The following is a 25,202-nucleotide window of genomic DNA, read 5'->3' on the forward strand; positions in this document are numbered from 1 at the left end:
TCAGCGGAAGTCTCTCGACCGGTGTGCGAAGCCCGTGCGCAGATCCTCGAACCCGTCAGCGAGCACGTTCACGACGCCCTCGGTGGAGCGCTCCAGGATGCCGCGGATCACAAGTGCCGGAGAGTCGCGGGCGACGCGACGGTAGCGGCCCCAGACACCTGCCGAGCAGACCACGTTGACCAGTCCCGTCTCGTCCTCCAGGTTGATGAAGGTGATTCCGGCCGCGGTCGCCGGTCGCTGCCGGTGCGTGACGAGACCGGCGACCTCGATGCGCCGCCCGACCTCGTGATCCTGCAGCTCGGTAGCTGTGAGCACCCCGCGCTCCCGCAGCCCCGCGCGGAAATGGGTGAGCGGGTGATCGTCGGTGGACACGCCCGTCGACCAGAGATCGGCGGAGAGCTGCTCATAGCTGGACTGGTCGGCGAACAGCGGAGGCTGCACGGCGACGACCGTCCCGGGCAGATAGCGCGCGCGGTCCTCGGCGGCGGCGCCCGCGAGCCAGATCGCCTCGCGGCGCTGCAGACCCAGACAGCCGAAGGCCCCTGCGGTGGCGAGCGATTCCAGCTGAGCGGCTGTGGCATCCGTGCGCCGCACCAGATCGCCCAGGTCGCGGTAGAGGCCGTTCGCCTCGCGCTCGGCGACGATCCGTTCGGCCAGCTGCTGCCCGATCCCGCGCACACCGCTGAGGCCGAGCCGCACGGCGAAGCCTCGGTCACGGCGATGGGCGTCCGACTCGTCGGGCAGTGAACGGTCGAATCTCGCGGCCGACGGCTGCGGGTCGTGGAGGCAGGAATCGAGCCAGGGGCCGGCCGGGCCGGTCCGCTCGAGGATCTCGGTGGCGCCGGACGCATGCAGATCGGGACGCAGCACCTCGACCCCGTGTCTGCGCGCGTCTGATGTCAACGTCGACGCCGAATAGAAGCCCATCGGCTGCGACCGCAGAAGACCGGCGAGGAACGCGGCGGGATAGTGCAGCTTCAGCCAGGAGCTGGCATAGACGAGCAGCGCGAACGACAGCGAGTGCGACTCCGCGAACCCGAAGTTCGAGAACGCCTGGATCTGCGCGTAGATGCGGTCGGACTGCTCCGTCGACAGCCCCCGCCTCTTCATCCCCGCGTACAGCTTGTCCTTCACCCGCTCGATCTTCTCCTGCCCTCGCTTGGAGCCCATCGCCCGACGCAGCAGATCGGCCTCGTCCGCCGTGCAGTCGCCGATGGCCGTCGCCATCTGGATCAGCTGCTCCTGGAAGATCGGGATGCCCAGCGTCCGCTTCAGGATCGGCTTCAGATCGTCATGCGGATAGGGGATCGGATACTCCACAGGCTCCTCGCCGCGTGCGATCCGCTCGCGGTTCTCCTCATCGACCTGATCCTTCGCCATCTTGCGCCGGACGAACGGGTGCACGGCCCCGCCCTGGATGGGACCGGGACGGATCAGCGCGATCTGGATCGCGAGGTCGTAGAAGCATCGGGGCTGCAGTCGGGGGAGCAGCCCGATCTGTGCGCGCGATTCGACCTGGAACACCCCGATCGAATCGGCACGGCAGAGCATGTCGTAGACCGCCGGCTCCTCCTTGGGGATGGTCTCCAGCGTCCACTCCTCGCCGGTGGCGCCGTGCACCAGGTCGAAGCAGTGCCGGAGGGCCGCCAGCATCCCCAGCCCCAGCAGATCGAACTTGACCAGCCCCATGGATGCCGCATCGTCCTTATCCCACTGGATGACCGTGCGGTTCTCCATGCGCGCGTGCTCGACCGGCACCACCTCGCCCACAGGACGTGCGGTGAGCACCATGCCGCCCGAGTGGATGCCGAGATGACGCGGAGCCTTCAGCAACTCGCCCGCGTACTCGAGCACGTTCTCGGGGATGTCGTGGTCTTCGGACACCTCCAGCCCCGCCGACCAGCCATCGACCTGGCGCGACCAGGAGTCCTGCTGACCGGGGGAGTAGCCGAGAGCCCTCGCCATGTCGCGCACCGCGTTCTTCGGGCGGTACTGGATGACGTTCGCGACCTGCGCCGCGCGCTCCCTGCCGTACTGCTCGTAGGTCCACTGGATCATCTCCTCGCGGCGGCTGGAGTCGAAGTCCACGTCGATGTCGGGCTCCTCCTGCCGGGTGGTGGCGAGGAAGCGCTCGAAGGGGAGCCGGTAGAGGATGGGATCGACCGCGGTGATCCCCAGCAGATAGCACACCGCGCTCGCCGCAGCCGAGCCCCGGCCCTGGCACAGGATGCCGCGAGCCTTCGCCTCCGCGACGATGCCGTGCACGATGAGGAAGTAGCCGGGGAAGTCCTTCTCCTCGATCACGTCGAGCTCACGTGCGATCCGCCTGCGGCCGTCGTCGTCGAGTCGCGGATACTTCGTCGGCACCGCCTCCCAGACCAGATGGCGCAGCCAGCTCATCGGAGTGTGCCCCGCGGGCACCTCCTGCTGCGGCAGCGCAGGCTTGGCCTGGATCAGGGGGAAGGCGGATGCCGCCGCCAGCTCGAGTCCGTACGAGATCGCCCCCGGGTAGCGCTGGAAGCGAGCTGTCATCTCTGCGCCGCTGCGCAGATGGGCCCCGCCGTGTGCCGGCAGCCAGCCGTCGAGCTCGTCCATGCTGCGCACCGCTCGCACCGCGGCCACGGCTTCGGCGAGACCCGCACGCTCGGGTGTCGCGTAGTGCACGTTGTTCGTGGCCAGCACGGGCAGACGCATCCGCCGGGCGAGTGAGGCGAGTTCGTCGTTGCGGCGGGAGTCCAGCGGGTCGCCGTGATCGAAGAGCTCCACGGCGACATGATCCCGACCGAACAGGTCGACCAGTCGGCGCAGGGGCGTCACGGCGTCCCCGGCCTCGAGCCCTCGGCGCACCGCTCCTTTGCGGCACCCGGTGAGGATCGTCCAGCGTCCGCTCGAGCTCGCCGCGAGCTCGTCGACGTCGTACACGGGGCGGCCCTTCTCTCCGCCCCGCAGCTGCGCGGTCGTGATCGCGCCGGAGAGGCGGTGATACCCCTCCAGCCCGTCGGCGAGCACGAGCAGATGCTCTCCTATCGGATCGGCGGCTCCGCGCTGCGGAGCGTCGAGCCCCAGCGACAGCTCAGCCCCGTACACGGTCTGCACCGACGCGTTCATCATGTCGGCGACCTCGGCGAACCGCGCGGCCCCGTAGAAGCCGTCGTGGTCGGTGAGCGCCAGAGCCGACAGCCCCAGACGCTCGGCCTCGACGAGCAGCTCCTGCGGAGAGGAGGCGCCGTCGAGGAAGGAGTAGGAGGAGTGCGCGTGCAGTTCGGCGTAGGGCACGGCGTCGTCGGGGCGCGTGATCGGGGGAGGCGCGGTGTAGTCGCGCTTCCGACTCACCGGCCCCGGGTCGGTCCGCGTGCCGCGCGGTTCGGCACTCGGCGGCTCGTCGCCGCTGAGAGTGCGCTCGATCTCGCTCCAGGTGAGCGGCGGGTTGTGCCAGCCCATCAGCGGTACCTCCCCTCAGCCCACCAGCGACCGCCGGTGCAGAACACCAGCCAGGCGCGCTCGCGGTCGTCGACGATCTGCAGCCGGTGCCCCTTCTTGCCGCCGTCAGCCGTCCACCGCCGTTCGGCGATCGGCCACGGGCCCGCCCACGCCTGCACGCCGGCCCCGTCTATGCGCGCGGGCGAGGCGGAGAGCGAACCCCGGCCGTCGATGCCGATGCTTTCGCCCGTCGCCGACTCCACGCCGATGGGCCGTGGCGGGAGGAACACCTCGGCAGGCACCGGATCGGGCAGGCTCCCCGGCCACGGGCGCACCGGATCGCGGGGGGCGACGGCGCGCTCGCCCCAGGGCGTGAGCACCTGCCGATCGGCGAGCCAGCGTCCGCCCGCGATCGCGGCGGTGACCACCCCCTCGTGCCCGAGCATGGTCTGCACGCGGGAGACCGCGTGGTGCAGACGCTCGTCGGTGGCCGAGCCGAACAGGCCGGGCTGATGATGGGCCGCGTCGTCGACCGCGATCGGCACGATGCGCACGGCCACGATGCCGCCGAACGCTCTGGCTTCGTCGACGGGCGTCTGCGCAGACTCCGCAGCCAGCGCCTCGAGCTGCCAGCGCACGCGATCGACGAGATCCGCGGCGTCGAAGCAGGTCGGATGCAGCCACGACCGGGAGAACACCTGTCCGTTGTCGTCGGTCAGGTCGATGCGCACCTCGGTGCACACGGAGGCAGCGTCGTCGAGGGCGAGGAGCACGGCATCCGCAGTCTGCCGCACGGCGAAGGCGACCTGATCGGTGCCGGCCAGGGCGGGTTCGAACTCCACGGCCCGCACGAGCTCGGGATCGGGAGGCCGCGGAGCGGGCACCCGGGAATCCGCGCCGGCCGCCAGGGCGTGAAGGCGCGCTCCGCGCTCGCCGAAGCGATCGCGGACCTCGATGGCGTCGAGTGCGGCGAATCCGCCGAGGGTGTGCACGCCCAGGCGGGTCAGGAGGCCCGCGAGATGCTCATCGCGGAGCGCCTGCACGGGGAGAGGGGCGAGGAACTCCGCCGAGCGCCCTGCCAGGACGACCGTGCACGGCTCGGACCCGTGCGCAGCGAGCTCAGCCGTGAACGGGCCGTCGGCGACGCCTATCCGGGCTTCGGAGTACCCGGCCGCGGTGAGGATGTCGAGCAGCGCGCTGCCCGCCTCGGCCTCCCCTCCGTGGAAGCGTGCCAACCCTCTGGCGCGGATCACGGCGAGCCCGGGGCGCAGCAGCGTCGCCCCCGGTGCGTGCCGCTCGACGAGCCGCAGCACGGGGAGGAACGCGCGATCGTCCCTCGTCGGATCGTGGGGGAGCACCCGCAAGGCGGCGAGCCGCCCCTGGGCCTCTCTGCGACGCTGGCCTATGCGCACTCCGTGCTCGCGGGCGGATGCCGTGCACGCCACGACGGCGTTCGCGTGCACCAGTGCGGTGGGCGGATGCGGCGGCGGGCCGAGGGCGGCGCGCAGCGGCCAGTCGGGCAACCACAGGGCGAAGACGCGGAGCGGAGACGTCATCCGGCCACCGCCAGGGGGGCGAACCGCATCGGCAGCTCGGCGATGGCGGTGGGAGCCGTCTCGATCGCCTCGACCGCTCCGTGGCTTCCCGGCAGGCGCACCTGCACGCTCGAGGCGAGCGGAGCGCGTCTGATCTGCGCGGTCACGGTCGCCGTGCAGTCCTGGAGCAGCCCCCACCCTTCGCCGAGACCGTGCCAGTGCGGGTCGGTCAGTCGGATGCTGCCCTCGCTCTGCGGCCAGGCCTCGCTCGCCGCCGATTCGGTGACGAGCAAGGTGGTGCCGCGGTCGCGCAGCCGGGCGCTCAGTCGCGAGACGTCGGCATCGCGGACCCGTGAGCCCGGATGCACCGCGATCAGCGGGACGACCTCGGCGAGGGCGGAGGTCGCCGCCAGCCAGCGCTCTGCGGGGTTCGGCACGAGGATCAGCCGCTCGAGATCGATGCCGAATGCGGCGGCGGCTTCGATCCCGAGCGTCGGCATGCCGATCACCGCGCACCAGTGCCCCTTCTGAGAGGCCGCGCTGAGCAGCGCGAGGATGAGAGAGGGAGAGGGGGACACCGTGTAGGCGGAGCCGGTGAGCAGTCCGCCGTCGGGAAGCAGCGAGGAGAAGGCGGAGTCGAGGGGGAGCAGCGGATGCTCGCTGCGTCGCCGTTGCATGCGGCTGATCTCACGGCGCAGCCTCAGCACCTCTCCTGCGCGGACGTCGGCCGGCGCGGAGAGCAGTGGCGCTGAGTCGAGCATGTTCCCCATATCTCCATCTTCGAATCTATGTACTATTAAATCAAGTGGACGTGATGACGTTAGTTCGAACGTCCGACATCGCTCTTTCGAGTTATCCACACCCTCTGGGCCGCAGTATCCGCAGATCTCCTACCCTTCGAGGATGGATCCGCGCACCGCCCTCGTCGTCGTCGCGCACGTCGGCCTGGTCGGCGTCGGCGCGTGGCTGCTGGTGATCGACATCCGCACGCATCGACTGCCCAACCGCATCGTGCTGCCCGCCATCGCCGCGGTCTCGCTGCTGGCCGTGCTCGACGCCGTGATGACGGGAGACGACGCAGCCCTCGTCAGGGCGCTGTGGGGACTGCTGATCCTCGGCGGCTTCTACGCCGTTCTGCGTCTGGCCAGCAGATCGGGCATGGGCGGCGGTGACGTCAAGCTCGCCGCTCTCATCGGCGCCGTGCTCGGCTGGCACAGCTGGACGGCGCTCGCCGTCGGCGCGGCATCCGCTTTCGTGCTCGCCGCCCTCTACGCGCTGGTGCTCATCCTGTTGCGCAGGGCCACGGGTTCCACCCGCATCGCCTTCGGGCCCTGGATGATCATCGGCGCGGTTCTCGGCGTCGCGATCGCCTGACCGCCGCCTGCGGGCGCTAATCTGGGCACATGGCACTCGCACGGCTTCACGGCGGCCCGCTGGACGGGCAGATCATCCCCCTCGGCGACGCGGACGACAAGCTGATCGTCCCCTACAGCGAGACGCAGGTGGTGTACAACCGCCGCGGCGAGCCCTCGAACACGGGTGAGAGCGACGGCCCCACCGAGATCGACTACTGGTACGACGAGTCCCTCGAGGAAATCAACCCCTCGGATGACTGAGACCCCCGACGGCTCAGGGCACTCCCGCACCGTCGAGGTCGAGCGCAAGTACGACGTCGACGTCGCCACCCCGCTGCCGCAGTGGCAGGGACTACTCCCCGGAGTCGACGCGGTGAGCGACGCAGAGGTGCGTGAGCTCGACGCCCGCTACCTCGACACGGCGGATGCCGCGCTCTCGCGCGCCGGCGTTGCTCTGCGCCGCCGCACCGGAGGGCCGGACGCCGGCTGGCACATCAAGGGACCGCGAGAAGGCGACGGCCGGCTCGAGATCGGCTGGTCGCTCGGTGAGGACGAGAGCGTTCCGGACGCGGTCATGGAGACCCTGTCGCGATGGACGAGAGATGAGCTGACCCCGCTCGCGCGCATCGAGAACAGTCGCACCGCCTATCTGCTCACCGGCCCCGAGGGCGTCGTGGCGGAGTTCGTCGACGATCACGTCCGTGCAACGGACCTCCGTCAGGGCGTCCGGCGCGAATGGCGGGAGTGGGAACTGGAGCTCGGTCCCGCCGCACCCGCCGACGAGGCGGGACGCGAAGAGCTGTTCGCCGCAGCCGAGAGAGCGATCTTCGCCGCGGGCGGGCGCGAGGCGGCATCCGGCTCGAAGCTCGCCCGCGCTCTCGGGTTCTGAGCCGAAGCGCAACCCCTTTCGCGAAGACCTGGGTGCATGCTTGAGTGACAGCATGCACCCACCTGTCAGGCTCCGCTCGCTGCACACGATCGTTCCCGACACCGTCCTCGTTCAGGCCCAGGTGCGAGACGTCTTCGCCTCACAGCCCGACATCGGGCGGCTGGCGCAGCGCATCGTCGGCGCGTCGTTCAACGGCTCCGGCATCGACTCGCGGCACACGGTGATCGACGAGCTGTCGCTCACGGCTGAGACCGACGATCCCGTCTTCTTCGACAGGGCGACCGGCGCTCTGCTCTCCCCGGGCACGAAGACGCGCAACGACGTCTACGTCCGCGAGGCGAGTCGTCTGTTCGTCGAAGCGGCGCGCGGGGCGATCGACGCCGATCCCGACATCCAGGCATCCGACATCACGCATGTCATCACGGTCTCCTGCACCGGATTCCACGCACCGGGCCCCGAGTACGAGATCGTCAGGGCGCTGGGGCTCGCCGACTCGGTGCAGCGCTACCACCTCGGATTCATGGGCTGCTACGCGTCCATGCCCGCGCTGCGCGCTGCGCGCCAGTTCTGCATCGCCGACCCCGAAGCCGTCGTGCTCGTGGCCAGTGTCGAGCTGTGCACCCTGCACCTGCGCTCCTCGGAGGACCCCGACACGATCGTCGCCTCTTCCCTGTTCGCCGATGGCGCGGCAGCGGGCCTCGTCACCGCACGGGACCTCCCGACGTCGGTCACGGCGCTCCGACTGGACCGGTTCCACACGGCCATCGCCCCCGAGGGTGAGAAGGACATGGCCTGGACGATCGGCGACAGCGGCTTCGAGATGATCCTCTCCACGTCCGTTCCCCAGATCATCGGAGAGACGATCATCGGCGCGCTGCGGCCGCTCTACGCGGGGGAGAGCGAGCTCGCAGCGGCCTTCGAGGAGGGACGCGTCGGCGATCGCGTCGAGCACTGGGCGATCCACCCCGGCGGACGCAGCATCCTCGATCGCGTGCAGGAGCGCCTGCACCTCACGGATGCGCAGCTGCACCCCGCACGAGAGGTGCTGCGCGTGAACGGCAACATGTCGAGCGCGACGATCCTCTTCGTGCTGAAGCACATCCTCGAGCAGCAGGATGCGCAGCCGGGAGAGCGCGTCGCCGCCATGGCGTTCGGACCAGGGCTGACGGCGGAGAGCGCGCTGCTGACGGTCGAGGCGCCAGAGGCGCCATGAGTCCCGATCTCTCGGTCCGCGCCGTCGCTGCGCACGAGTTGATGGACGACCCGCATGCGGATCAGCGGATGCTGGAGCACACCTACCGCCGGTTCGCGCTGATCAACTCCGTCGTGTCGCGCCCCGGTCTGCTCTATCGTCGTGACATCCGCCCGCGCGCCCGACGAGGGCGCGTGCGGATCCTCGACGTGGGGTCAGGCGGTGGCGACCTCTGCCGCATGCTCGCCGCCCGCCTGCGCCGGGACGGATTGTCGGCCCACATCACGGCGCTCGACGCCGACGATCGGGCGACACGATGGGCTTCGGCCCATGACGCCGGCGCAGCGGTGCGGTATCTCTGCGCGCACACCGCCGACCTGGTGCGCGCGGGGGAGACCTTCGACATCGTGCTGTCCAACCATGTGCTGCATCACCTGGGACCCGATGAGCTGCAGCAGCTCCTCTCCGATACGCGTGTGCTCGCGGGGGCCGGCGGGCTCGTCGTGCACGGCGACATCGCACGCAGCCGGTTCGCCTACGTGCTCTTCGCCGCGCTCACCCTGCCGCTCGCGAAGAACCTGCTGGCGGGCTCGTTCATCCGCGATGACGGACTCACCAGCATCCGCCGGTCCTACACGGCATCGGAGCTGGCCGCCGTCGCACCGTCGGGCTGGCAGGTGCGCACCGGAATCCCCTCGCGCATCGAGTTGCGATGGGGATCGGCGGATGCCTGATCACGACGTCATCGTCGTCGGCGCCGGTCCCGTCGGCCTGCTGGCGGCGTGCCTGCTGCTCCAGAAGGGCCTCGACGTCGTGGTGTGCGAGAAGCACAGCGGGCAGGATCCGCGCACCAGGGCGATCGGGATCCATCCGCCCGGTCTTCGAGCGCTCGACGAGGCGGGCATCGGGGAGAAGGTGCGCGCCGAGGCGCTGGCGCTCAGAGGCGGCGATGTGCTCAGCCGTGGTCGGATGCTCGCCTCCGTCGATTTCGCGGATGATCGGCGGATCATGATCCTGCCCCAGCGGCGGACGGGGACTCTGCTGCGGGAGCGGCTCGTGCGTCTCGACTCCGACGCGCTGCGCCTCGGATGCTCTGCGATCTCGGCCCGAGACGAAGGCGATTTCGCTCGGCTCACCGTCGAGATCGGCGGGTCTCACGCCGAGCTCACCGCCTCGCTCATCGTCGCGGCCGACGGTGTGCGCAGTCCTCTGCGTGAGGGACTCGACGTGCCCTGGCGTGCCGGCGCCGGGGCGGCGACCTACGCGATGCTCGACGTCCCAGACGCCTCTGCCGTCGACCGTGCCCGGCTGCACTGCGAACCGGGAGGACTGGTCGAGTGCTTCCCGCTCACCGACGGGACGAGGCGGTGGGTGGCCCGTGAGGCGGATGGACCGCTCGGCGACGTCGACGCCTTCCGGGCGGCGATCCGGGGTCGCACCGGCGTCGACCTGCAAGTGCCGCCGGGAGCGCGGCCGGTTGTGTTCCGGGCGGCGCAGCATCGTGCTGACCGCGCCGTTCTCGGCCGGATCGTGCTTCTCGGCGACGCGGCGCACGAGGTCAGCCCGATCGGCGGACAGGGCATGAACCTCGGCTGGGTCGCCGCGCAGCGTCTCGCTCACGCGATCGGCGATCTCGGGGGCACGGGCGCTCCCGATCTCCGCGAGGTCGAGCGTCGCAACGCCCGCACGGCGAGAAAGGTGCAACGCCGGGCGCACTTCTACATGTCGATGGGCGCGCCTGCAGAGGGAGCCCGACTCGGCGCGCGCGAGCGGCTGATCAGGACGCTCGGCTCGCCGCCGTTGCGGGGGCGCATGGCGGCGATGATCACGATGGCGCGGCTGTAGCGCCCTCAGAGCAGGCGCCGCAACGAGAACGGGGTGACTGCGAGTCCGCAGTCACCCCGTTCTTCTTGACTCTGACGATCAGAAGTTGATCATGTGCCCTGCGAGACCGTGGAAGCCCTCCTGCAGCGCCTCCGACAGCGTCGGGTGGGTGTGCACGTTGCGCGCCAGCTCGAGAGCGGTGAGGTCCCACTTCTGGGCCAGCGTCAGCTCGGGCAGAAGCTCGGAGACGTCGGGGCCGATCATGTGAGCGCCGATGAGTTCGAGGTGCTCGGCATCCGCGATGAGCTTGACGAAGCCCACGGGCTCGCCGAGGCCGTGGGCCTTGCCGTTGGCCATGAACGGGAAGGTCGCGACCTTGATCTCGCGTCCCTCGTCCTTGGCCTGCTGCTCGGTGAGTCCGAACGAGGCGACCTGAGGCGAGCAGAACGTCGCGCGAGGCATCATGCGGTAATCGCCCAGCGTCTGCGTCTCGGCGCCGCCGATGGTCTCGGCCGCCACGACACCCTGCGCCTCGGCGACGTGGGCGAGCTGGAGCTTGGCGGTCACATCGCCGATGGCGTAGATGCCCTCGACGTTCGTGCGCATGTGGTCGTCGATGTCGATGGCGCCGCGCTCGGTGAGCTTCACGCCCGTGTTCTCCAGGCCGTAGCCGGTGACGTTCGGGGCGAATCCGATCGACATGAGCACCTTGTCTGCGGTGATCGAGCCCTGCTGGCCGTCCTTCGCGGTGTAGGTGACGGTGACGTCGGAGCCGTTGTCGACCACGGTCTCGACCTTGGTGGAGGTCAGGATGTCGACGCCGTAGTTCTTGTACTGCTTGGCGATCTCCTTCGAGACGTCCGCATCCTCGTTCGGGAGGGCGCGGTCGAGGAACTCGATGATCGTGACCTTCACGCCGTAGTTCGTCAACACGTAGGCGAACTCCATGCCGATCGCACCGGCGCCGACGATGACGATCGACTCGGGCAGCTCGCGGGTCATGATCTGCTCTTCGTAGGTCACGACGTTCTCGCTCAGCGTGACGCCGGGCAGCAGACGGACGGTCGAGCCGGTAGCGATGATGACGTTATCGAAGGTGACCTCTTCGGTCGTGCCGTCGGCCTTGGCGACCGAGATGGCCTTCGGGCCCGTGAAGGTGCCGCGACCGTCGTACTCGGTCACCTTGTTCTTCTTCATCAGGAAGTGGATGCCCTTGACGCGACCGTCTGCGACCACACGGCTGCGATCGAACGCTTTGCCGAAGTCGATCGTGAACTCACCCGAGATTCCGAAGAACTCGGCCTTGTGGTTCAGCGTGTGTGCGAGCTCCGCGTTCTTGAGGAGAGCCTTGGAGGGGATGCAGCCGACGTTGAGGCACACACCGCCCCAGTACTTCTCCTCGATGATCGCGGTGGACAGGCCGAGCTGCGCGCTGCGAACCGCAGCGACATATCCGCCAGGACCTGCACCAAGGATGACGACGTCGTAGTGTGGCATGCCTTCAGCCTATCGCGCCGAGAGGTCGTCCGATCCGGTCGTGGAGCGGTTTCCACGTCGTGAAAGAACGAGGATCACGACGGCTGCGAGAACGAGCACCCCGACGATTCCGAGCACCCAGAAGCCGACCGCGTCGCCGGAGGAGTCGGCCGGATCCGCGGCCTGCCTGTCGACGGCGTCGGCGGTCTGCGCGGCGGTCGCGGACGGGGTCGGAGACGGCTCGGTCGTGGGCGCGGTGAGCGTGCTCGTGGTCACGGTGAAGGAGAACTCGCCGGAGGTCGGGTGGCCGTCGCTGGAGACGATCTTCCACACCACGTGGTACTCGCCTGCCGCACCGCCCGCCACGAGGGGCTGAGTGACGATCGCCCCGTCCACCGTTGCGGGCCCGTTCACGACCGACGCGCCTGAGGCGTCGGTGACGACGAGTTCGGTCGCGCCATCGCCGGTGATCAGCTTCTCGCTGAATGTGAGCGTGATCTCGGCAGGCAGGGTCTCGACCGTGCTGTCGGCCGCAGGCGACGAGGCCACCAATGTGTCATGTGCCGACGCCGAGAGAGGTGCGAACAGCACGAGGAACGCGACGAGCAGGGTCGCGGCGAGCGCGACGGGGGCGAACGGGATGCTCCGGGCGGCGGTTTTCACGGGTCCAGCCTATGAATGTCGTGTATGCGGCGGCTGAGTGCGAAGCGGCCTCCCGCGAGCGGCTCCGGATCGGTTAGTCTGGACGATCAGGAGGGCATAGTGACAGACAACGACAGCCGACCAGCCGGCGACGCCGCGATCCACCGTTCCGGCGAGCAGAAGCACGACGTGACCCAGACGTTCGGGCACGACTCGGACCTCTCCTTCGTGCCCTTCGGCGTCGAACTCACCGACGTGGAGCAGAGTGCCATCGCGGCTCTGCCCGCGGGCAGTGCGCTTCTGCTGGTCCGCTCCGGCGCACTCGCCGGCGCCCGCTATCTCCTCGACACCGACGTCACGACGGTCGGTCGTCACCCCGAGGCCGACATCTTCTTCGACGACGTCACGGTGTCACGCCGTCACGCCGAGATCACCCGTAACGGCAGCTCGTTCGAGATCATCGATCAGCGCTCCCTCAACGGCACCTATGTGAACGGCGAACGGGTCGACCGTGCCGCCATCGCCGACGGCGCAGAGCTGCGCGTCGGCAAGTTCCGCCTGAACTTCTTCGCATCACCCCTCGACCGCGCGGCGGCGAACGACTGATGGCGTCCTCTCCCGCCCGCGAACGCAATGCGTCCGCGGGCCTGCTGAGTATCGGCCAGGTCCTGGCCCGGTTGACGCCGGAGTTCCCCGATCTGTCCTCCAGCAAGCTGCGCTTCCTCGAGGTGCAGGGGATCGTCACCCCTTCGCGTACCGAATCGGGGTACCGCAAGTTCTCGCAGGCCGACATCGAGCGCCTGCGGCTGGGTCTCACCCTGCAGCGCGATCACTATCTGCCGCTCAGCGTCATCCGCGAGCAGCTTGACGAGGCCGAGGCGTCGGGCGAGTCCGCGGCGATCGTTCCACCCCCCTCGATCACGCCGGCTCCTCGCCGCTACCGCCGCGAAGAGCTCCTCGCGGCGGCCGGTGCCGGACCGCAGCTGTTGAACGACGCGATCAGCACCGGGGTGATGGCCGCGCAGGAGACCTACACCGAGGCATCCGTCACTCTGCTGCGCAGCCTCGTCGGCCTCGACCGCCACGGCATCGAGCCACGGCACCTGCGTTCGCTCCGTCAAGGCGCCGAACGCGAGGTCGCCCTCATCGAATCCGCTCTGTCGGCGCTGCTTCGCAGGACGGATGCCGCGTCGCGTGCGAAGGCGAGTGAGATGGCGCCGGAACTGGCGGGAAAGATCGACGAGGTGCGCTCGCTCTTCGTCAAGGACGCGCTGGCCCGGCTGCTTTCGTAACGAACTGGTTGCGACACACCTTCGGGGTGGCGCGGATGTCATTGCCGGGGTCAGGGCACTGCTCTAGCGTGGAGGTATCAGCTTCCAGGGAGGACTTCAGATGAATGCGGACGAGCGTGCAGGCGACCCGCGGTTCGTGCCAGAGCTCCTCTTCACCGACGGCCTCCCCGCCATGGATGACGAGGTCGGCTATCGCGGTGCGGTAGCCGCTCGCGCGGCGGGCATCACCTACCGTCAGCTCGACTACTGGGCCCGTACCGAGCTCGTCGAGCCCACCGTGCGCGGCGCGAGCGGGTCGGGATCACAGCGTCTCTACGGCTTTCGCGACATCCTCGTCCTCAAGCTCGTGAAGAGCCTGCTCGACACGGGCATCTCGCTGCAGCAGATCCGTACCGCGGTCGACGAGCTGCGTCGTGCCGGCATCCGCGATCTCGCAGGCACCACGCTGATGAGCGACGGCGCCTCGGTCTACCTGTGCACGTCGAACGACGAGGTCATCGACCTGGTCAGCCGTGGGCAGGGTGTGTTCGGGATCGCCGTCGGCAAGGTGCTCCGCGAGGTCGAGTCGACTCTTGTGCAGTTCGACCCGACTGCACCCGATCCCGTCGACGAGCTCTCGGCCCGCCGCTCCAAGCGGTCCGCCTAGGCACTACGCCGGCCCATCGGCGCCTCGACTCGACGGCGCCGGATACGGAGAACGCCCGCTCATCGAGCGGGCGTTCTCCGTATCCGGCGGAGGTCAGGGTCAGGCGCCGGCCTCGGGAACCTGGATGCGTCCGGTGCGGATGATCCTGTCGAGCAGCGAGTCGAAGTCGGCTGCGAGCTCCTGCGCCGAGTCGCCGGGCCAGATGTGCAGCGGCTTGGCCGCGCCCTGAGCCTGCTGCAGCGACGTGCGCTCAGGAAGCTGCGGCGACAGCACGAGCGGGCCGAACATGTCGCGCAGCTCCTTGATGCGGAACTGGTGCTCGATGGACTGCGGACGCACGCGGTTCACGACGATGCCCAGGGGCTGCAGGCGGGGGGAGAGGCCGCGGCGGATCTCCTCGATCGCACGCAGCGCGCGGTCGGCGGCAGCCACGGAGAACAGACCGGGCTCGGTGACGACCATCACGCGGTCACTCGCCGCCCACGCGGTGCGGGTGAGGGCGTTCAGTGACGGAGCGCAGTCGATGAGCACGAGGTCGTAGTCGGCCTCGACGGAGGCGAGGGCCTCTTCGAGCTTCCAGACGTCGCGGACGCTGGGGTGAGGGCCGTCGAAGTTGATCGCCGAGGGGCTGCCGATGAGGACGTCGATCGTGCCGGGGTGCACCTTCGCCCAGCCGCTGGAGGTGATCGCCTGACGGACGACCTTCTCCTTCGGGTTGGCCAGGACGTCGGCGACGTTGAGTCGGCCGGCCACCTGGATGTCCATCCCGGTGGAGACGTCGGACTGGGGGTCGAGGTCGACGACGAGCGTCCGCACACCCCGGGCGAAGGCCGCTGAGGCCAGGCCGAGAGTGACGGTCGTCTTGCCGACGCCCCCCTTGAGAGAGCTGACGCTGAGTACGTGCACGGACTCCACGTTACCTTCCCCTAGGCTGGGGGAACACTCAGCCCCGCCCCATGCGCGTCGAAAAGGCCGTGCATCGAGCTCTCAGAGGTGTGCATGTTCAAGAAGATCCTTGTGGCGAACCGCGGCGAGATCGCGATCCGCGCCTTCCGTGCGGCCTTCGAGGTCGGGGCGAGGACGGTCGCTGTCTTCCCCCACGAGGACCGCGGCTCGGTCCACCGGCTGAAAGCCGACGAGGCGTACGAGATCGGCGAGCGCGGTCATCCGGTGCGCGCATATCTGAACGTCGACGAGATCATCCGCGTCGCCCGCGAGGCCGGTGCCGACGCGATCTACCCCGGCTACGGATTCCTCTCCGAGAACCCGGAACTGGCCGAGAAGGCCGCAGCGTCCGGCATCGTCTTCATCGGGCCGCCCGCGAACGTGCTCGAGATGGCGGGGAACAAGGTCGAGGCCAAGCGTCACGCGATCGAGGCCGGTGTTCCCGTGCTGCGATCGACCGAGGCGTCGGACGACGTCGACGCTCTCGTCGCCCAGTCCGATGAGATCGGATTCCCGCTGTTCGCCAAGGCCGTGGCCGGCGGCGGCGGCCGCGGCATGCGACGCGTCGAGACCAGGGGCGACCTGGCGCCCGCGCTCGCTGAGGCGATGCGCGAGGCCGAGAGCGCCTTCGGCGACCCGCGGATGTTCCTGGAGCAGGCCGTGCTGCGTCCGCGCCACATCGAGGTGCAGATCCTCGCAGACAAGACCGGCGAGACCGTGCACCTGTTCGAGCGCGACTGCTCCGTGCAGCGACGTCATCAGAAGGTCGTCGAGATCGCTCCGGCGCCGAACCTGGATGACGGCATCCGCACCGCTCTGCACGCCTACGCCGTCGCGTTCGCCCGCTCGATCGGGTACGAGAACGCCGGCACCGTGGAGTTCCTGCTCGAGACGGCGGGGGAGCGCACGGGCGAAGTCGTCTTCATCGAGATGAACCCGCGCATCCAGGTCGAGCACACGGTCACCGAGGAGGTCACCGACGTCGACCTCGTGCAGAGCCAGATGCGCATCGCCGCGGGGCAGACGCTCGCCGACCTCGGTCTGCAGCAGAAGGATCTGCACCTGCGAGGGGCTGCTCTGCAGTGCCGGATCACCACGGAGGACCCCACGCAGGGCTTCCGCCCCGACACCGGCAAGATCACGACCTACCGTTCACCCGGAGGCGCCGGCGTCCGTCTGGACGGCGGGACCGTGCACCAGGGTGCGCAGATCAGCCCGCATTTCGATTCGATGCTCGCCAAGCTCACATGTCGCGGACGCGACTTCCCGGCCGCGGTAGCCCGTGCGCGCCGTGCACTGGCCGAGTTCCGCATCCGCGGCGTGTCGACGAACATCCCGTTCCTGCAGGCGCTGCTGGACGACGCCGCCTTCGTCGCAGGAGACGTGAGCACCTCGTTCATCGACGAGCGCCCCGAGCTGCTCCGCGGTCACGTCTCGAAGGATCGCGGCACGAAGATACTGAACTGGCTCGTCGACGTCACCGTCAACAAGCCGCACGGCGTGCACCCCGGCGTTGTGGACCCGGCGAGCAAGCTCCCGAGGATCGACCTGTCCGCCGCGCCCGCTCCCGGCTCCCGTCAGCGCCTGCTCGAACTCGGCCCTGAAGGGTTCGCAGCAAACCTGCGCGCGCAGTCCGCCCTGGCGATCACCGACACGACCTTCCGCGACGCGCACCAGTCGCTGCTGGCGACCCGTGTCCGCACCAAGGACCTGGTCGCGGCCGCTCCGTACATCGCCCGCCTGACGCCCGGTCTGCTGTCCGTCGAGGCATGGGGAGGGGCCACCTACGACGTCGCCCTGCGATTCCTCGGAGAAGATCCGTGGGAGCGGCTCGACAAGCTCCGCGCGGCGCTGCCGAACGTCGCGATCCAGATGCTGCTGCGCGGCCGCAACACGGTCGGATACACGCCGTACCCGACCGCCGTCACGGAGGCGTTCGTCGCCGAGGCGGCGGCCAGCGGCATCGACATCTTCCGCATCTTCGACGCCCTCAACGACGTCGAGCAGATGCGCCCGGCCATCGAGGCCGTGCGTGCGACCGGCACCGCGATCGCCGAGGTCGCCCTCTGCTACACCGGAGATCTGCTCAACCCGGCCGAGGATCTCTACACCCTCGACTACTACCTGAAACTCGCGGATGACATCGTGGCCGCGGGCGCTCACATCATCGCGATCAAGGACATGGCGGGACTGCTGCGCCCCGCAGCCGCCGCGAAGCTCGTCGCCGCGCTGCGCGAGCGGTTCGACCTGCCAGTGCACCTGCACACGCATGACACCCCCGGCGGTCAGCTCGCGACTCTGCTCGCGGCCAGCGGCGCCGGAGTCGACGCGGTCGACGCGGCATCCGCTCCGTTGTCCGGCACGACCAGCCAGCCCTCGCTGTCGTCGCTGGTCGCCGCTCTCGCCCATACCGAGCGCGACAGCGGCCTCGACCTCGACGGCGTCTCTGACCTCGAGCCGTACTGGGAGGCCGTGCGCCGCACCTACGCGCCGTTCGAGTCCGGCCTGCCGGGGCCCACGGGCCGGGTGTATCACCACGAAATCCCGGGCGGGCAGCTGTCGAACCTCCGTCAGCAGGCCAAGGCGCTGGGGCTCGCCGACGACTTCGAGCTCATCGAGGACATGTACGCGGCGGCGGATCGCATCCTCGGACGCGTGCCGAAGGTGACCCCGTCGTCGAAGGTGGTGGGCGATCTCGCTCTGCATCTGGCCGCCGTGAAGGCGGATCCGGGGGACTTCGAGGCCCACCCCGAGAAGTACGACGTGCCCGATTCGGTCGTGGGGTTCATGGCGGGAGAGCTGGGCGACCTGCCCGGCGGCTGGCCCGAGCCGTTCCGCACGAAGGTGCTCGCCGGTCGTTCGGTGCGCACGGGCCTGACAGAGATCAGCGCAGACGACGAGGCGGCACTCGCCGGTGACAGCGCCACCCGGCGCGCTCGGCTGAACACGCTGCTCTTCCCCGCACCGACGCGCGAGTACGAGCAGGCGCGCGAGCAGTACGGCGACCTCTCGGTCCTCGACACGGGGGACTACCTGTACGGGCTCGTGCAGGGCCAGGAGCACCTGATCGAGATAGACAGGGGCGTGCAGCTCTACGTCGGTCTGGAGGCGATCGGCGATGCGGACGACAGGGGCATGCGCACGGTCATGACGACGCTGAACGGACAGCTCCGACCGGTGTTCGTGCGCGATCGATCCATCGTGGTCGACGCGCATGAGGTCGAGAAGGCCGACACCTCGGTGACCGGTCATGTCGCCGCCCCGTTCTCCGGTGTCGTCACGCTGATGGCCGAGGTCGGAGCGACGGTGCGCGCCGGGGAACCGGTGGCATCCATCGAGGCGATGAAGATGGAAGCCGCCATCACAGCGCCCGTCGACGGCGTCGTCGAACGTCTCGCGATCGGCGCCACGCAGCAGGTGGACGCGGGAGATCTTTTGGTCGTCATCAGCCCTTCGCACTAATCTTGTGCGGGCGAGGTCGTGCCTGGGGCGCGACGGGGCCGCACGAGCTGGGAGTGACACGTGACCACGAAGAAGACACCGCACGCGGATGAGGAGTCGACGGGGGTGCTCGACGACGCCGCGTCGCTGGACACCTCGGCGCTCGGAATCCTCGGCGGCACCGCTCAGGTGAGCGTGACCCTCCCGCAGACGGACGAGGATGACCTCGCAGACGAGGACGTCATCGACGGAGAGGTCGTCGACCTGATAATCGACGAGCCGGCGCCCGAGGCGCCGCCGGCACCGGAATCGGACGCCGTGCTCGAATCGATCGTGATCGAGCTGCCGGCCGAGGAGGTGCCTTCTGCCCGCACGGAGACGACGGATGCCGTCGAGGCGGACCCGCACGAGGACGCGACGGTCGAACCGGTCGCCGTGCCGGCATCGGTCGCGGCTCCGCTCGAGTCCGAGCAGGCCGCCGAGAGCCCCGACAACGACGCAGACACCCTCGCTGAGGCTGAGGCTGAGGCTGAGGCTGAGGCTGAGGCTGAGGCTGAGGCTGAGGCTGAGGCTGAGGCTGAGGCTGAACCTGAACCTGAACCTGAGCCTGCCGGCGGGACGCCCGCAGCCGACCTCGTCGACGCGGAAAAGACCGTCACTTCCGAGCGTTCCGCTCGGAAGCCCGCCGACGTCGTCGCGGAGGAGGCCGTGGCAGCCGCCGCGTTCATCGCACGCGCCAAGGCCGACATCGAAGCCAAGGCTGCCGCAGCCGCGGCATCCGTCTCCCGACCCGCACTCGTGAAGGAGAGCACTGTCGTGGACACCTCGACGAAGAAGACCGTGGCGCCGCAGACGCGGGCCTCGCGCGCCGAGGTGGCTCTCACCTCGAAGCGACTGGACGATCTGGGCGACTCGTCGCGCGAGAGCGCGGATCTGCTCACCGCCGACCGCCTGCTCGACCCGCATCAGGTCGCCAAGCCCGAGCCGGAGGGCGCCTGGAGCCACTTCCTCTACACGGTCTCCGGACGTCGCATCAACATCGGCGACGGCCGGCGAGCCCGCGAGCGCAAGGCTCTCAGCGCACGCATCTCCGCGCCGCTGTCCGGCGGCGCGCGATTCGTCCCCGTCCTCTCCCGCAAGGGCGGCGTGGGCAAGACGACGATCACGGCCCTGCTCGGGATGGCGCTCGCCGACGCGAGAGAGGACCGCGTCATCGCGGTGGACGCGAACCCCGATCGTGGAACCCTCGCCGACCGGATCGCCCGACCCAACCACAGCAAGTCGGTGCGCGATCTCGTGCGCATCCACGACGAGGTGAAGGGATATCACGACATCTCGGCCATCGTCGCACGCGATGCGACACGACTCGACGTGCTCGCATCCGACTCCGACCCCCGCATCGCCGAGGCCTTCAGCGACAGCGACTACCGCGATGTCGCTGACGTCGCGGCGCACTACTACTCGCTCGTGCTCACCGACACCGGCACCGGCATCGTGCATTCGGTCATGTCGGCCACGCTCGACCTCGCCGACCAGATCGTGATCGTGTCGGGGCTCAGCGTCGATGAGGCGCGTCTGGCATCCGAGACGCTCACGTGGCTGGAGACGAACGGCTTCGCCGACCAGGCGCGAGAGGCGATCATCGTGCTCAACCAGTCGACCCCCGGGGCCCCGCTGGTGCGCCTGAACGAACTCGAGTCGCACTTCCGCACCAGGGCGAAGAAGGTCGTGCGGATGCCGTACGACGCGCACATCGCAGGAGGCGGCACGATCGTGTTCACCTCGCTGCAGCCTGAGACCCGCGTGGCTGCGCGAGAGCTCGCCGCCCAGCTCGTCGAGGGCCTCCGGGCCAAGGCCGCCTGATGGCCGTCCGCGAGATCCGAGTCTTCGGCGACCCCGTGCTGCGAACGGTGTGTGCGCCGATCGATGAGATCGACGACGGCGTGCGGGCCCTCGTGGCCGACCTCGTCGACAGCGTCGAGCTGCCGGGTCGTGCTGGCGTCGCCGCTCCGCAGATCGGCGTCGCGCTGCGCGCCTTCAGCTACAACATCGACGGCGACATCGGCTACGTCCTGAACCCGGTTCTCACCGAGGTGCGCGGCGAGGCCGTGCCGACCGGCGAAGGATGTCTGTCGGTGCCGGGACTCTGGCACGATGCGCTCCGTCACCCGTGGGCGCGCGTCGAGGGCATCGACCTGGACGGCAACCCCGTGGTGATCGAAGGGGAGGGGTTGCTGGCGCAGGCGCTCCAGCACGAGACCGACCACCTCGACGGCAAGCTCTACCTGTCGCGACTTGATCCCGAGACCCGCAAGATCGCGATGCGCGAAGTGCGCGAGAGCTCCTGGTTCTGATCCTCCACGCATGACGAAGGGCCCCGCGGAAACGGGGCCCTTCGTCATGCGTCGAAGGCTGCTCAGCCTCCGATGGCGACGTTCGTGGTCGCGACGGGCTCGTCGTAGATCGCCGAGATCTCGTCGGCGAAGTCGCTCATGATCACGTTGCGCTTGATCGAGAGCTTCGGAGTGAGGTGACCCGACGCCTCGGTCCATTCCGAGTCCAGGATCGTGAACTTGCGGATCGACTCCGCTCGCGAGACGCGTGCGTTCGCGGCGTCGACGGCCTTCTGGATCTCTGCACGGACCGCAGGGTTCGTCGATGCATCCGACAGCGACATGTCGGTGGGGAGGTTGTTGTTCGCCAGCCACGTGGGCAGCATCTCGGGGTCGAGGGTGACGAGCGCGGCGATGAACGGCTTCTGATCGCCCACGACGACCACCTGTCCGATGATCGGATTCGCGCGAATCGGGTCCTCCAGGGCGGCGGGGGCGACGTTCTTGCCGCCGGCGGTGACGATGATCTCCTTCTTGCGTCCCGTGATCGTGAGGAACCCCTCGGAGTCGAAGCTGCCGATGTCGCCGGTGCGGAACCATCCGCCCTCGCCGAAGGCATCCGCCGTGGCCTGCGGGTTGTTCCAGTACTCCTTGAACACGTTGATGCCGCGCACTTCGATCTCGCCGTCGTCCGCGAGACGGACGCCGACGCCGGGAAGCGCCGGTCCGACGGTGCCGATCTTCGACTTGTCCGCGAGGTTCACGGTCGCCGGGGCGGTGGTCTCGGTGAGACCGTAGCCCTCGAGGATCACGACGCCGAGGCTGTGGAAGAAGTGGCCGAGACGGGCGCCGAGGGGTGCGGATCCGGAGACGGCGTAGACGACGTTGCCGCCCATCGCCTCGCGGAGCTTGCTGTAGACGAGCTTGTTGAACAGGGCGAACTTCAGCCTCATGCCGAAGGGAACCGGCTTGCCCTCTTCGAGGAGCTTGGAATGTTCGATGGCGACGTCAGCCGCTGCACGGAAGATCTTTCCCTTGCCGCCGGCCTCGGCCTTCTGCTCGGCGGAGTTGTAGACCTTCTCGAAGACGCGGGGCACCGCGAGCAGGAACGTGGGCTTGAAGGAGCCGAGGGCGGGCAGCAGCTGCCGCGTGTCGGGCTGGTGTCCGGTGCGGACGCCAGCGTGCACATCGAGGATCGAGATGAACCGGGCGAACACGTGCGCGGTGGTGATGAACAGCAGCGTTGAGGCTCCGGGGGTCTGGACGACCTTGTCGAGCGCCTTCGCCGAATTGCGTGCCAGTTCGACGAAGTTGCTGTGCGTGAGCACGCAGCCCTTCGGGCGCCCGGTGGATCCGGACGTGTAGATAAGAGTCGCGATGTCGCTGCCGACGGCGAGATTGCGGCGGCGCTCGATCTCGGCATCCGTCACCGAGGCTCCCTGCGCGGTGAGCGTGTCGATCGCCCCGAGGTGCATCTGCCAGACCTCGCGGATCAGCGGGAGGTCACCGCGGACCTCGTCGACGCGCGCGAAGTGCTCGGGCGATTCGACGACGAGGGCGATCGCGCCCGAGTCCTCGAGGATCCACTGGATCTGACTCGGCGAGCTCGTCTCGTAGATCGGCACCATCACTGCACCGGCGTAGAAGAGCGCGAAGTCGACGAGCGTCCACTCGTAGGTGGTGCGCGCGAGGAACCCGACCTTCTCGCCGGGCTGGATGCCCGCGGCGGCGAAGCCCTTGGCGAGGGCGATCACGGCGGTCTGGAAATCGGCGGCGGTGATGTCACGCCAGCCGGCACCATCCGGCACGGAGAAGAGAGCGCGATCCGGAGTGGCCTCGACCCGCTTCACGAGGATGTCGGCGATGTTCGCATCGGGGTCGGCGGGGACGACGGCGGGGACTTCAAACTGAACCACGGCAGCTCCTTCGGTACCGGTCGGGCACGGTGTTGCAACGAGTCTAAGGCATGGGACTCAATTTCATCCGGGGTGGGACTCAGTCGCCGTCGTGAACGGATGCCGGTCTCGGCGCTAGACTTCACCCGATGTTCTACTGGCTGATGAAGTACGTGGTGATCGGCCCCGTGGTCAAGGCGGTCTTCCGCCCCTGGGTCGTCGGGAGGGCCAATGTGCCCGCGAACGGCGCAGCCATCCTCGCGAGCAACCATCTGTCCTTCGCAGACTCGATCTTCCTGCCCCTCATGCTCGACCGGTCCATGTCGTTCCTCGCCAAGAGCGACTACTTCACCGGCCGGGGCATCAAGGGCTGGGCCACGCGCTTCTTCATGAGCGCGACCGGCCAGATCCCGATCGACCGCTCAGGCGGAAAGGCATCAGAGGCGTCGCTGAACACAGGGCTTCAGGTTCTCGGTCGCGGCGACCTGCTCGGCATCTACCCCGAGGGCACGCGAAGCCCCGACGGAAAGCTCTACCGCGGTCGCACCGGCATCGCACGGATGGCGCTGGAAGCCAAGGTCCCGGTGATCCCGGTGATCATGGTCGACACGGACACGGCGATGCCGATCGGCCGCCGTGTTCCTCGCGTCATGCGGGTGGGGATCGTCATCGGCGAACCGCTCGACTTCTCCCGCTACGCAGGCATGGAGAACGACCGCTACATCCTCCGGTCCGTCACCGACGAGATCATGGTGGCGCTGCAGAGGCTGGGCGAGCAGGAGTACGAGGACGTCTACGCGTCGACCGTGAAGGACCGCCTTCCAGCCGCCGCCTCACGACGCTCCTGAGACCCGTCGACCACTAGGCTGGGTGCATGCAACAGCACCACATCGACGCCCTTGACGCGTGGCGCTCGCTCCCCATCAAGCAGCAGCCCCAGTGGCCCGATGCCGAACGCGTCGCCGAGGTCTCTCAGCAGATCGCCGCGCTCCCGCCGCTCGTCTTCGCAGGCGAGGTCGACAACCTCCGCGACCGACTCGCGCGCGCGGCATCCGGCCGGGCCTTCCTGCTGCAGGGCGGCGACTGCGCGGAGACTTTCGCCGGCGCCACGGCCGAGCAGATCCGCAACCGGATCAAGACCGTGCTGCAGATGGCCGTGGTGCTCACCTACGGCGCCTCGATGCCCGTGGTGAAGATGGGCCGCATGGCCGGCCAGTTCGCCAAGCCCCGCTCCAGCGACGACGAGACCCGCGGCGACGTCACGCTTCCCGCCTACCGTGGCGACATCGTCAACGGCTACGACTTCACCGAGGGCTCGCGTCGAGCAGATCCCGGCCGCCTGTTGCAGGGGTACCACACGGCCGTCTCGACGCTGAACCTCATCCGCGCCTTCACGCAGGGCGGTTTCGCCGACCTCCGTGAGGTGCACTCGTGGAACAAGGGCTTCGCGCAGAACCCGGCGAACCAGCGCTACGAGCGGATGGCGGCCGACATCGACCGCGCGATCAAGTTCATGGAGGCCGCCGGCGCCGATTTCGACGAGCTCAAGCGGGTCGAGTTCTTCACGGGTCATGAGGGCCTGCTGATGGACTACGAACGCCCCATGACGCGCATCGATTCGCGCACGGACACTCCGTACAACACCTCGGCTCACTTCCTGTGGATCGGGGAGCGCACGCGCGAGCTCGACGGAGCTCACGTCGACTACTTCTCGAAGATCCGCAATCCGATCGGCGTGAAGCTCGGCCCGACCACCACGCCCGAGACCGCTCTCGCTCTGATCGACAAGCTCGACCCGAATCGCGAGCCCGGCCGCCTGACGTTCATCACGCGCATGGGGGCAGGCAAGATCCGCGATGCGCTCCCGCCGCTGCTCGAGGCCGTGCGCGACTCGGGTGCGCAGCCGCTGTGGGTCACCGACCCGATGCACGGCAACGGCATCACGACCCCGACCGGCTACAAGACCCGTCGCTTCGACGACGTCGTCGACGAGGTTCGGGGCTTCTTCGAGGCGCACCGCGCGGTGGGCACGTTCCCCGGCGGCATCCACGTCGAGCTGACCGGTGATGACGTCACCGAGTGCCTCGGAGGATCCGAGCAGATCGACGAGGCCGCCCTTGCGACCCGCTACGAGAGTCTGTGCGACCCGCGCCTGAACCACATGCAGTCGCTCGAGCTGGCGTTCCTCGTGGCCGAGGAACTCGAGAAGCGCTGAGCTCTCTTCCGCAAAGACGAAGAACCGCCCTTCCGGATCGGAAGGGCGGTTCTTCGTCTCTGCCGGCGGCCGTCGTGCGGCGCGTACAGATGGAGCGGCGTG

General features: G+C 68.9%; 21 protein-coding genes. 14 read left to right on the forward strand and 7 right to left on the reverse strand.

Annotated elements, in window-relative coordinates; translation table 11 throughout:
- From ACI3KT_RS11915 to ACI3KT_RS11925, 3 genes are read right to left on the reverse strand one after another with little or no spacing between them, the layout of a single operon-like run.
- On the reverse strand, positions 1–3,441 hold the full coding sequence (locus ACI3KT_RS11915; RefSeq protein WP_404904454.1) for an error-prone DNA polymerase: 3,441 nt from the start codon (positions 3,439–3,441) through the stop codon (positions 1–3).
- Entirely contained in the window at positions 3,441–4,976 is a 1,536-nt protein-coding gene (locus tag ACI3KT_RS11920) for a DNA polymerase Y family protein (RefSeq protein ID WP_404904456.1), read from the reverse strand. Before ACI3KT_RS11920 ends, ACI3KT_RS11915 begins: the two co-directional genes overlap by 1 nt.
- Positions 4,973–5,716 (reverse strand): hypothetical protein, encoded by a 744-nt coding sequence (locus ACI3KT_RS11925; RefSeq protein ID WP_404904459.1) that lies wholly within the window; start codon positions 5,714–5,716, stop codon positions 4,973–4,975. Before ACI3KT_RS11925 ends, ACI3KT_RS11920 begins: the two co-directional genes overlap by 4 nt.
- A gap of 142 nt (positions 5,717–5,858) precedes the next feature.
- Between ACI3KT_RS11925 and ACI3KT_RS11930 the strand changes: the two genes are divergently transcribed.
- From ACI3KT_RS11930 to ACI3KT_RS11955, 6 genes are read left to right on the forward strand one after another with little or no spacing between them, the layout of a single operon-like run.
- Entirely contained in the window at positions 5,859–6,329 is a 471-nt protein-coding gene (locus ACI3KT_RS11930) for an A24 family peptidase (protein ID WP_307297845.1), read from the forward strand.
- Between the two features lie 29 nt (positions 6,330–6,358).
- Positions 6,359–6,571, forward strand: a complete 213-nt coding sequence (locus tag ACI3KT_RS11935) for a response regulator (RefSeq protein WP_307297842.1) — start codon at positions 6,359–6,361, stop codon at positions 6,569–6,571.
- Positions 6,564–7,199, forward strand: a complete 636-nt coding sequence (locus ACI3KT_RS11940) for a CYTH domain-containing protein (RefSeq protein ID WP_404904460.1) — start codon at positions 6,564–6,566, stop codon at positions 7,197–7,199. Before ACI3KT_RS11935 ends, ACI3KT_RS11940 begins: the two co-directional genes overlap by 8 nt.
- A 52-nt stretch (positions 7,200–7,251) precedes the next feature.
- Complete coding sequence (locus tag ACI3KT_RS11945; RefSeq protein WP_404904462.1) at positions 7,252–8,412, forward strand: type III polyketide synthase; 1,161 nt, start codon at positions 7,252–7,254, stop codon at positions 8,410–8,412.
- Positions 8,409–9,125, forward strand: coding sequence for a methyltransferase domain-containing protein (locus ACI3KT_RS11950; protein ID WP_404904463.1), 717 nt, complete (start codon positions 8,409–8,411; stop codon positions 9,123–9,125). The genes ACI3KT_RS11945 and ACI3KT_RS11950 overlap by 4 nt, the downstream gene beginning before the upstream one ends.
- Positions 9,118–10,236, forward strand: coding sequence for an FAD-dependent oxidoreductase (locus ACI3KT_RS11955; RefSeq protein WP_404904464.1), 1,119 nt, complete (start codon positions 9,118–9,120; stop codon positions 10,234–10,236). Before ACI3KT_RS11950 ends, ACI3KT_RS11955 begins: the two co-directional genes overlap by 8 nt.
- Positions 10,237–10,314: 78 nt before the next feature.
- Here ACI3KT_RS11955 and lpdA read toward each other — a convergent pair whose 3' ends face one another.
- Both lpdA and ACI3KT_RS11965 read right to left on the reverse strand, forming a co-directional pair.
- Positions 10,315–11,712 (reverse strand): dihydrolipoyl dehydrogenase, encoded by a 1,398-nt coding sequence (lpdA, locus tag ACI3KT_RS11960; protein WP_404904466.1) that lies wholly within the window; start codon positions 11,710–11,712, stop codon positions 10,315–10,317.
- A 9-nt stretch (positions 11,713–11,721) separates the two neighbouring features.
- Complete coding sequence (locus ACI3KT_RS11965; protein ID WP_404904468.1) at positions 11,722–12,354, reverse strand: copper resistance protein CopC; 633 nt, start codon at positions 12,352–12,354, stop codon at positions 11,722–11,724.
- Positions 12,355–12,453: 99 nt separating this feature from the next.
- Between ACI3KT_RS11965 and ACI3KT_RS11970 the strand changes: the two genes are divergently transcribed.
- From ACI3KT_RS11970 to ACI3KT_RS11980, 3 genes are all read left to right on the forward strand, one after another.
- Positions 12,454–12,939 carry an FHA domain-containing protein gene (locus ACI3KT_RS11970; protein WP_292908154.1) on the forward strand — a complete coding sequence of 162 codons (486 nt, stop codon included), beginning with the start codon at positions 12,454–12,456 and terminating at the stop codon, positions 12,937–12,939.
- A complete protein-coding gene (locus tag ACI3KT_RS11975; protein ID WP_307297828.1) occupies positions 12,939–13,625 on the forward strand; it encodes a MerR family transcriptional regulator in 687 nt (228 codons plus the stop codon). The genes ACI3KT_RS11970 and ACI3KT_RS11975 overlap by 1 nt, the downstream gene beginning before the upstream one ends.
- Positions 13,626–13,725: 100 nt before the next feature.
- Positions 13,726–14,271, forward strand: a complete 546-nt coding sequence (locus tag ACI3KT_RS11980; RefSeq protein WP_292908158.1) for a MerR family transcriptional regulator — start codon at positions 13,726–13,728, stop codon at positions 14,269–14,271.
- Positions 14,272–14,370: 99 nt separating this feature from the next.
- Here the strand turns inward: ACI3KT_RS11980 and ACI3KT_RS11985 are convergent, their stop codons facing one another.
- Positions 14,371–15,177, reverse strand: a complete 807-nt coding sequence (locus ACI3KT_RS11985) for a ParA family protein (RefSeq protein ID WP_292908160.1) — start codon at positions 15,175–15,177, stop codon at positions 14,371–14,373.
- A 93-nt stretch (positions 15,178–15,270) separates the two neighbouring features.
- On the opposite strand from ACI3KT_RS11985, the gene ACI3KT_RS11990 reads away from it, so the two are divergent.
- Genes ACI3KT_RS11990 through def form a run of 3 tightly spaced genes read left to right on the forward strand, consistent with a single transcriptional unit; the run spans position 15,271 to position 21,011 of the window.
- A complete protein-coding gene (locus tag ACI3KT_RS11990; RefSeq protein ID WP_404904470.1) occupies positions 15,271–18,678 on the forward strand; it encodes a pyruvate carboxylase in 3,408 nt (1,135 codons plus the stop codon).
- 60 nt (positions 18,679–18,738) lie between these two features.
- Complete coding sequence (locus ACI3KT_RS11995; protein WP_404904471.1) at positions 18,739–20,520, forward strand: MinD/ParA family protein; 1,782 nt, start codon at positions 18,739–18,741, stop codon at positions 20,518–20,520.
- The gene (gene def / locus ACI3KT_RS12000) at positions 20,520–21,011 is read left to right on the forward strand and encodes a peptide deformylase (RefSeq protein ID WP_307297822.1); all 492 of its coding nucleotides are present in this window, start codon (positions 20,520–20,522) and stop codon (positions 21,009–21,011) included. The genes ACI3KT_RS11995 and def overlap by 1 nt, the downstream gene beginning before the upstream one ends.
- A 62-nt stretch (positions 21,012–21,073) precedes the next feature.
- On the opposite strand, the gene ACI3KT_RS12005 is transcribed toward def, so the two are convergent.
- The gene (locus ACI3KT_RS12005) at positions 21,074–22,906 is read right to left on the reverse strand and encodes a long-chain fatty acid--CoA ligase (protein ID WP_307297819.1); all 1,833 of its coding nucleotides are present in this window, start codon (positions 22,904–22,906) and stop codon (positions 21,074–21,076) included.
- A gap of 128 nt (positions 22,907–23,034) precedes the next feature.
- On the opposite strand from ACI3KT_RS12005, the gene ACI3KT_RS12010 reads away from it, so the two are divergent.
- Together ACI3KT_RS12010 and ACI3KT_RS12015 are read left to right on the forward strand one after the other, a co-directional pair.
- Positions 23,035–23,733, forward strand: a complete 699-nt coding sequence (locus ACI3KT_RS12010) for a 1-acyl-sn-glycerol-3-phosphate acyltransferase (RefSeq protein WP_307297817.1) — start codon at positions 23,035–23,037, stop codon at positions 23,731–23,733.
- A 26-nt stretch (positions 23,734–23,759) separates the two neighbouring features.
- Positions 23,760–25,100 carry a class II 3-deoxy-7-phosphoheptulonate synthase gene (locus ACI3KT_RS12015; protein WP_307297814.1) on the forward strand — a complete coding sequence of 447 codons (1,341 nt, stop codon included), beginning with the start codon at positions 23,760–23,762 and terminating at the stop codon, positions 25,098–25,100.
- The last annotated feature ends 102 nt before the right edge of the window (positions 25,101–25,202 follow it).

Source organism: Microbacterium sp. ZW T6_19 (genome assembly GCF_044987465.1).
In the GTDB taxonomy this organism is placed as follows: Bacteria; Actinomycetota; Actinomycetes; order Actinomycetales; family Microbacteriaceae; genus Microbacterium; species Microbacterium natoriense_A.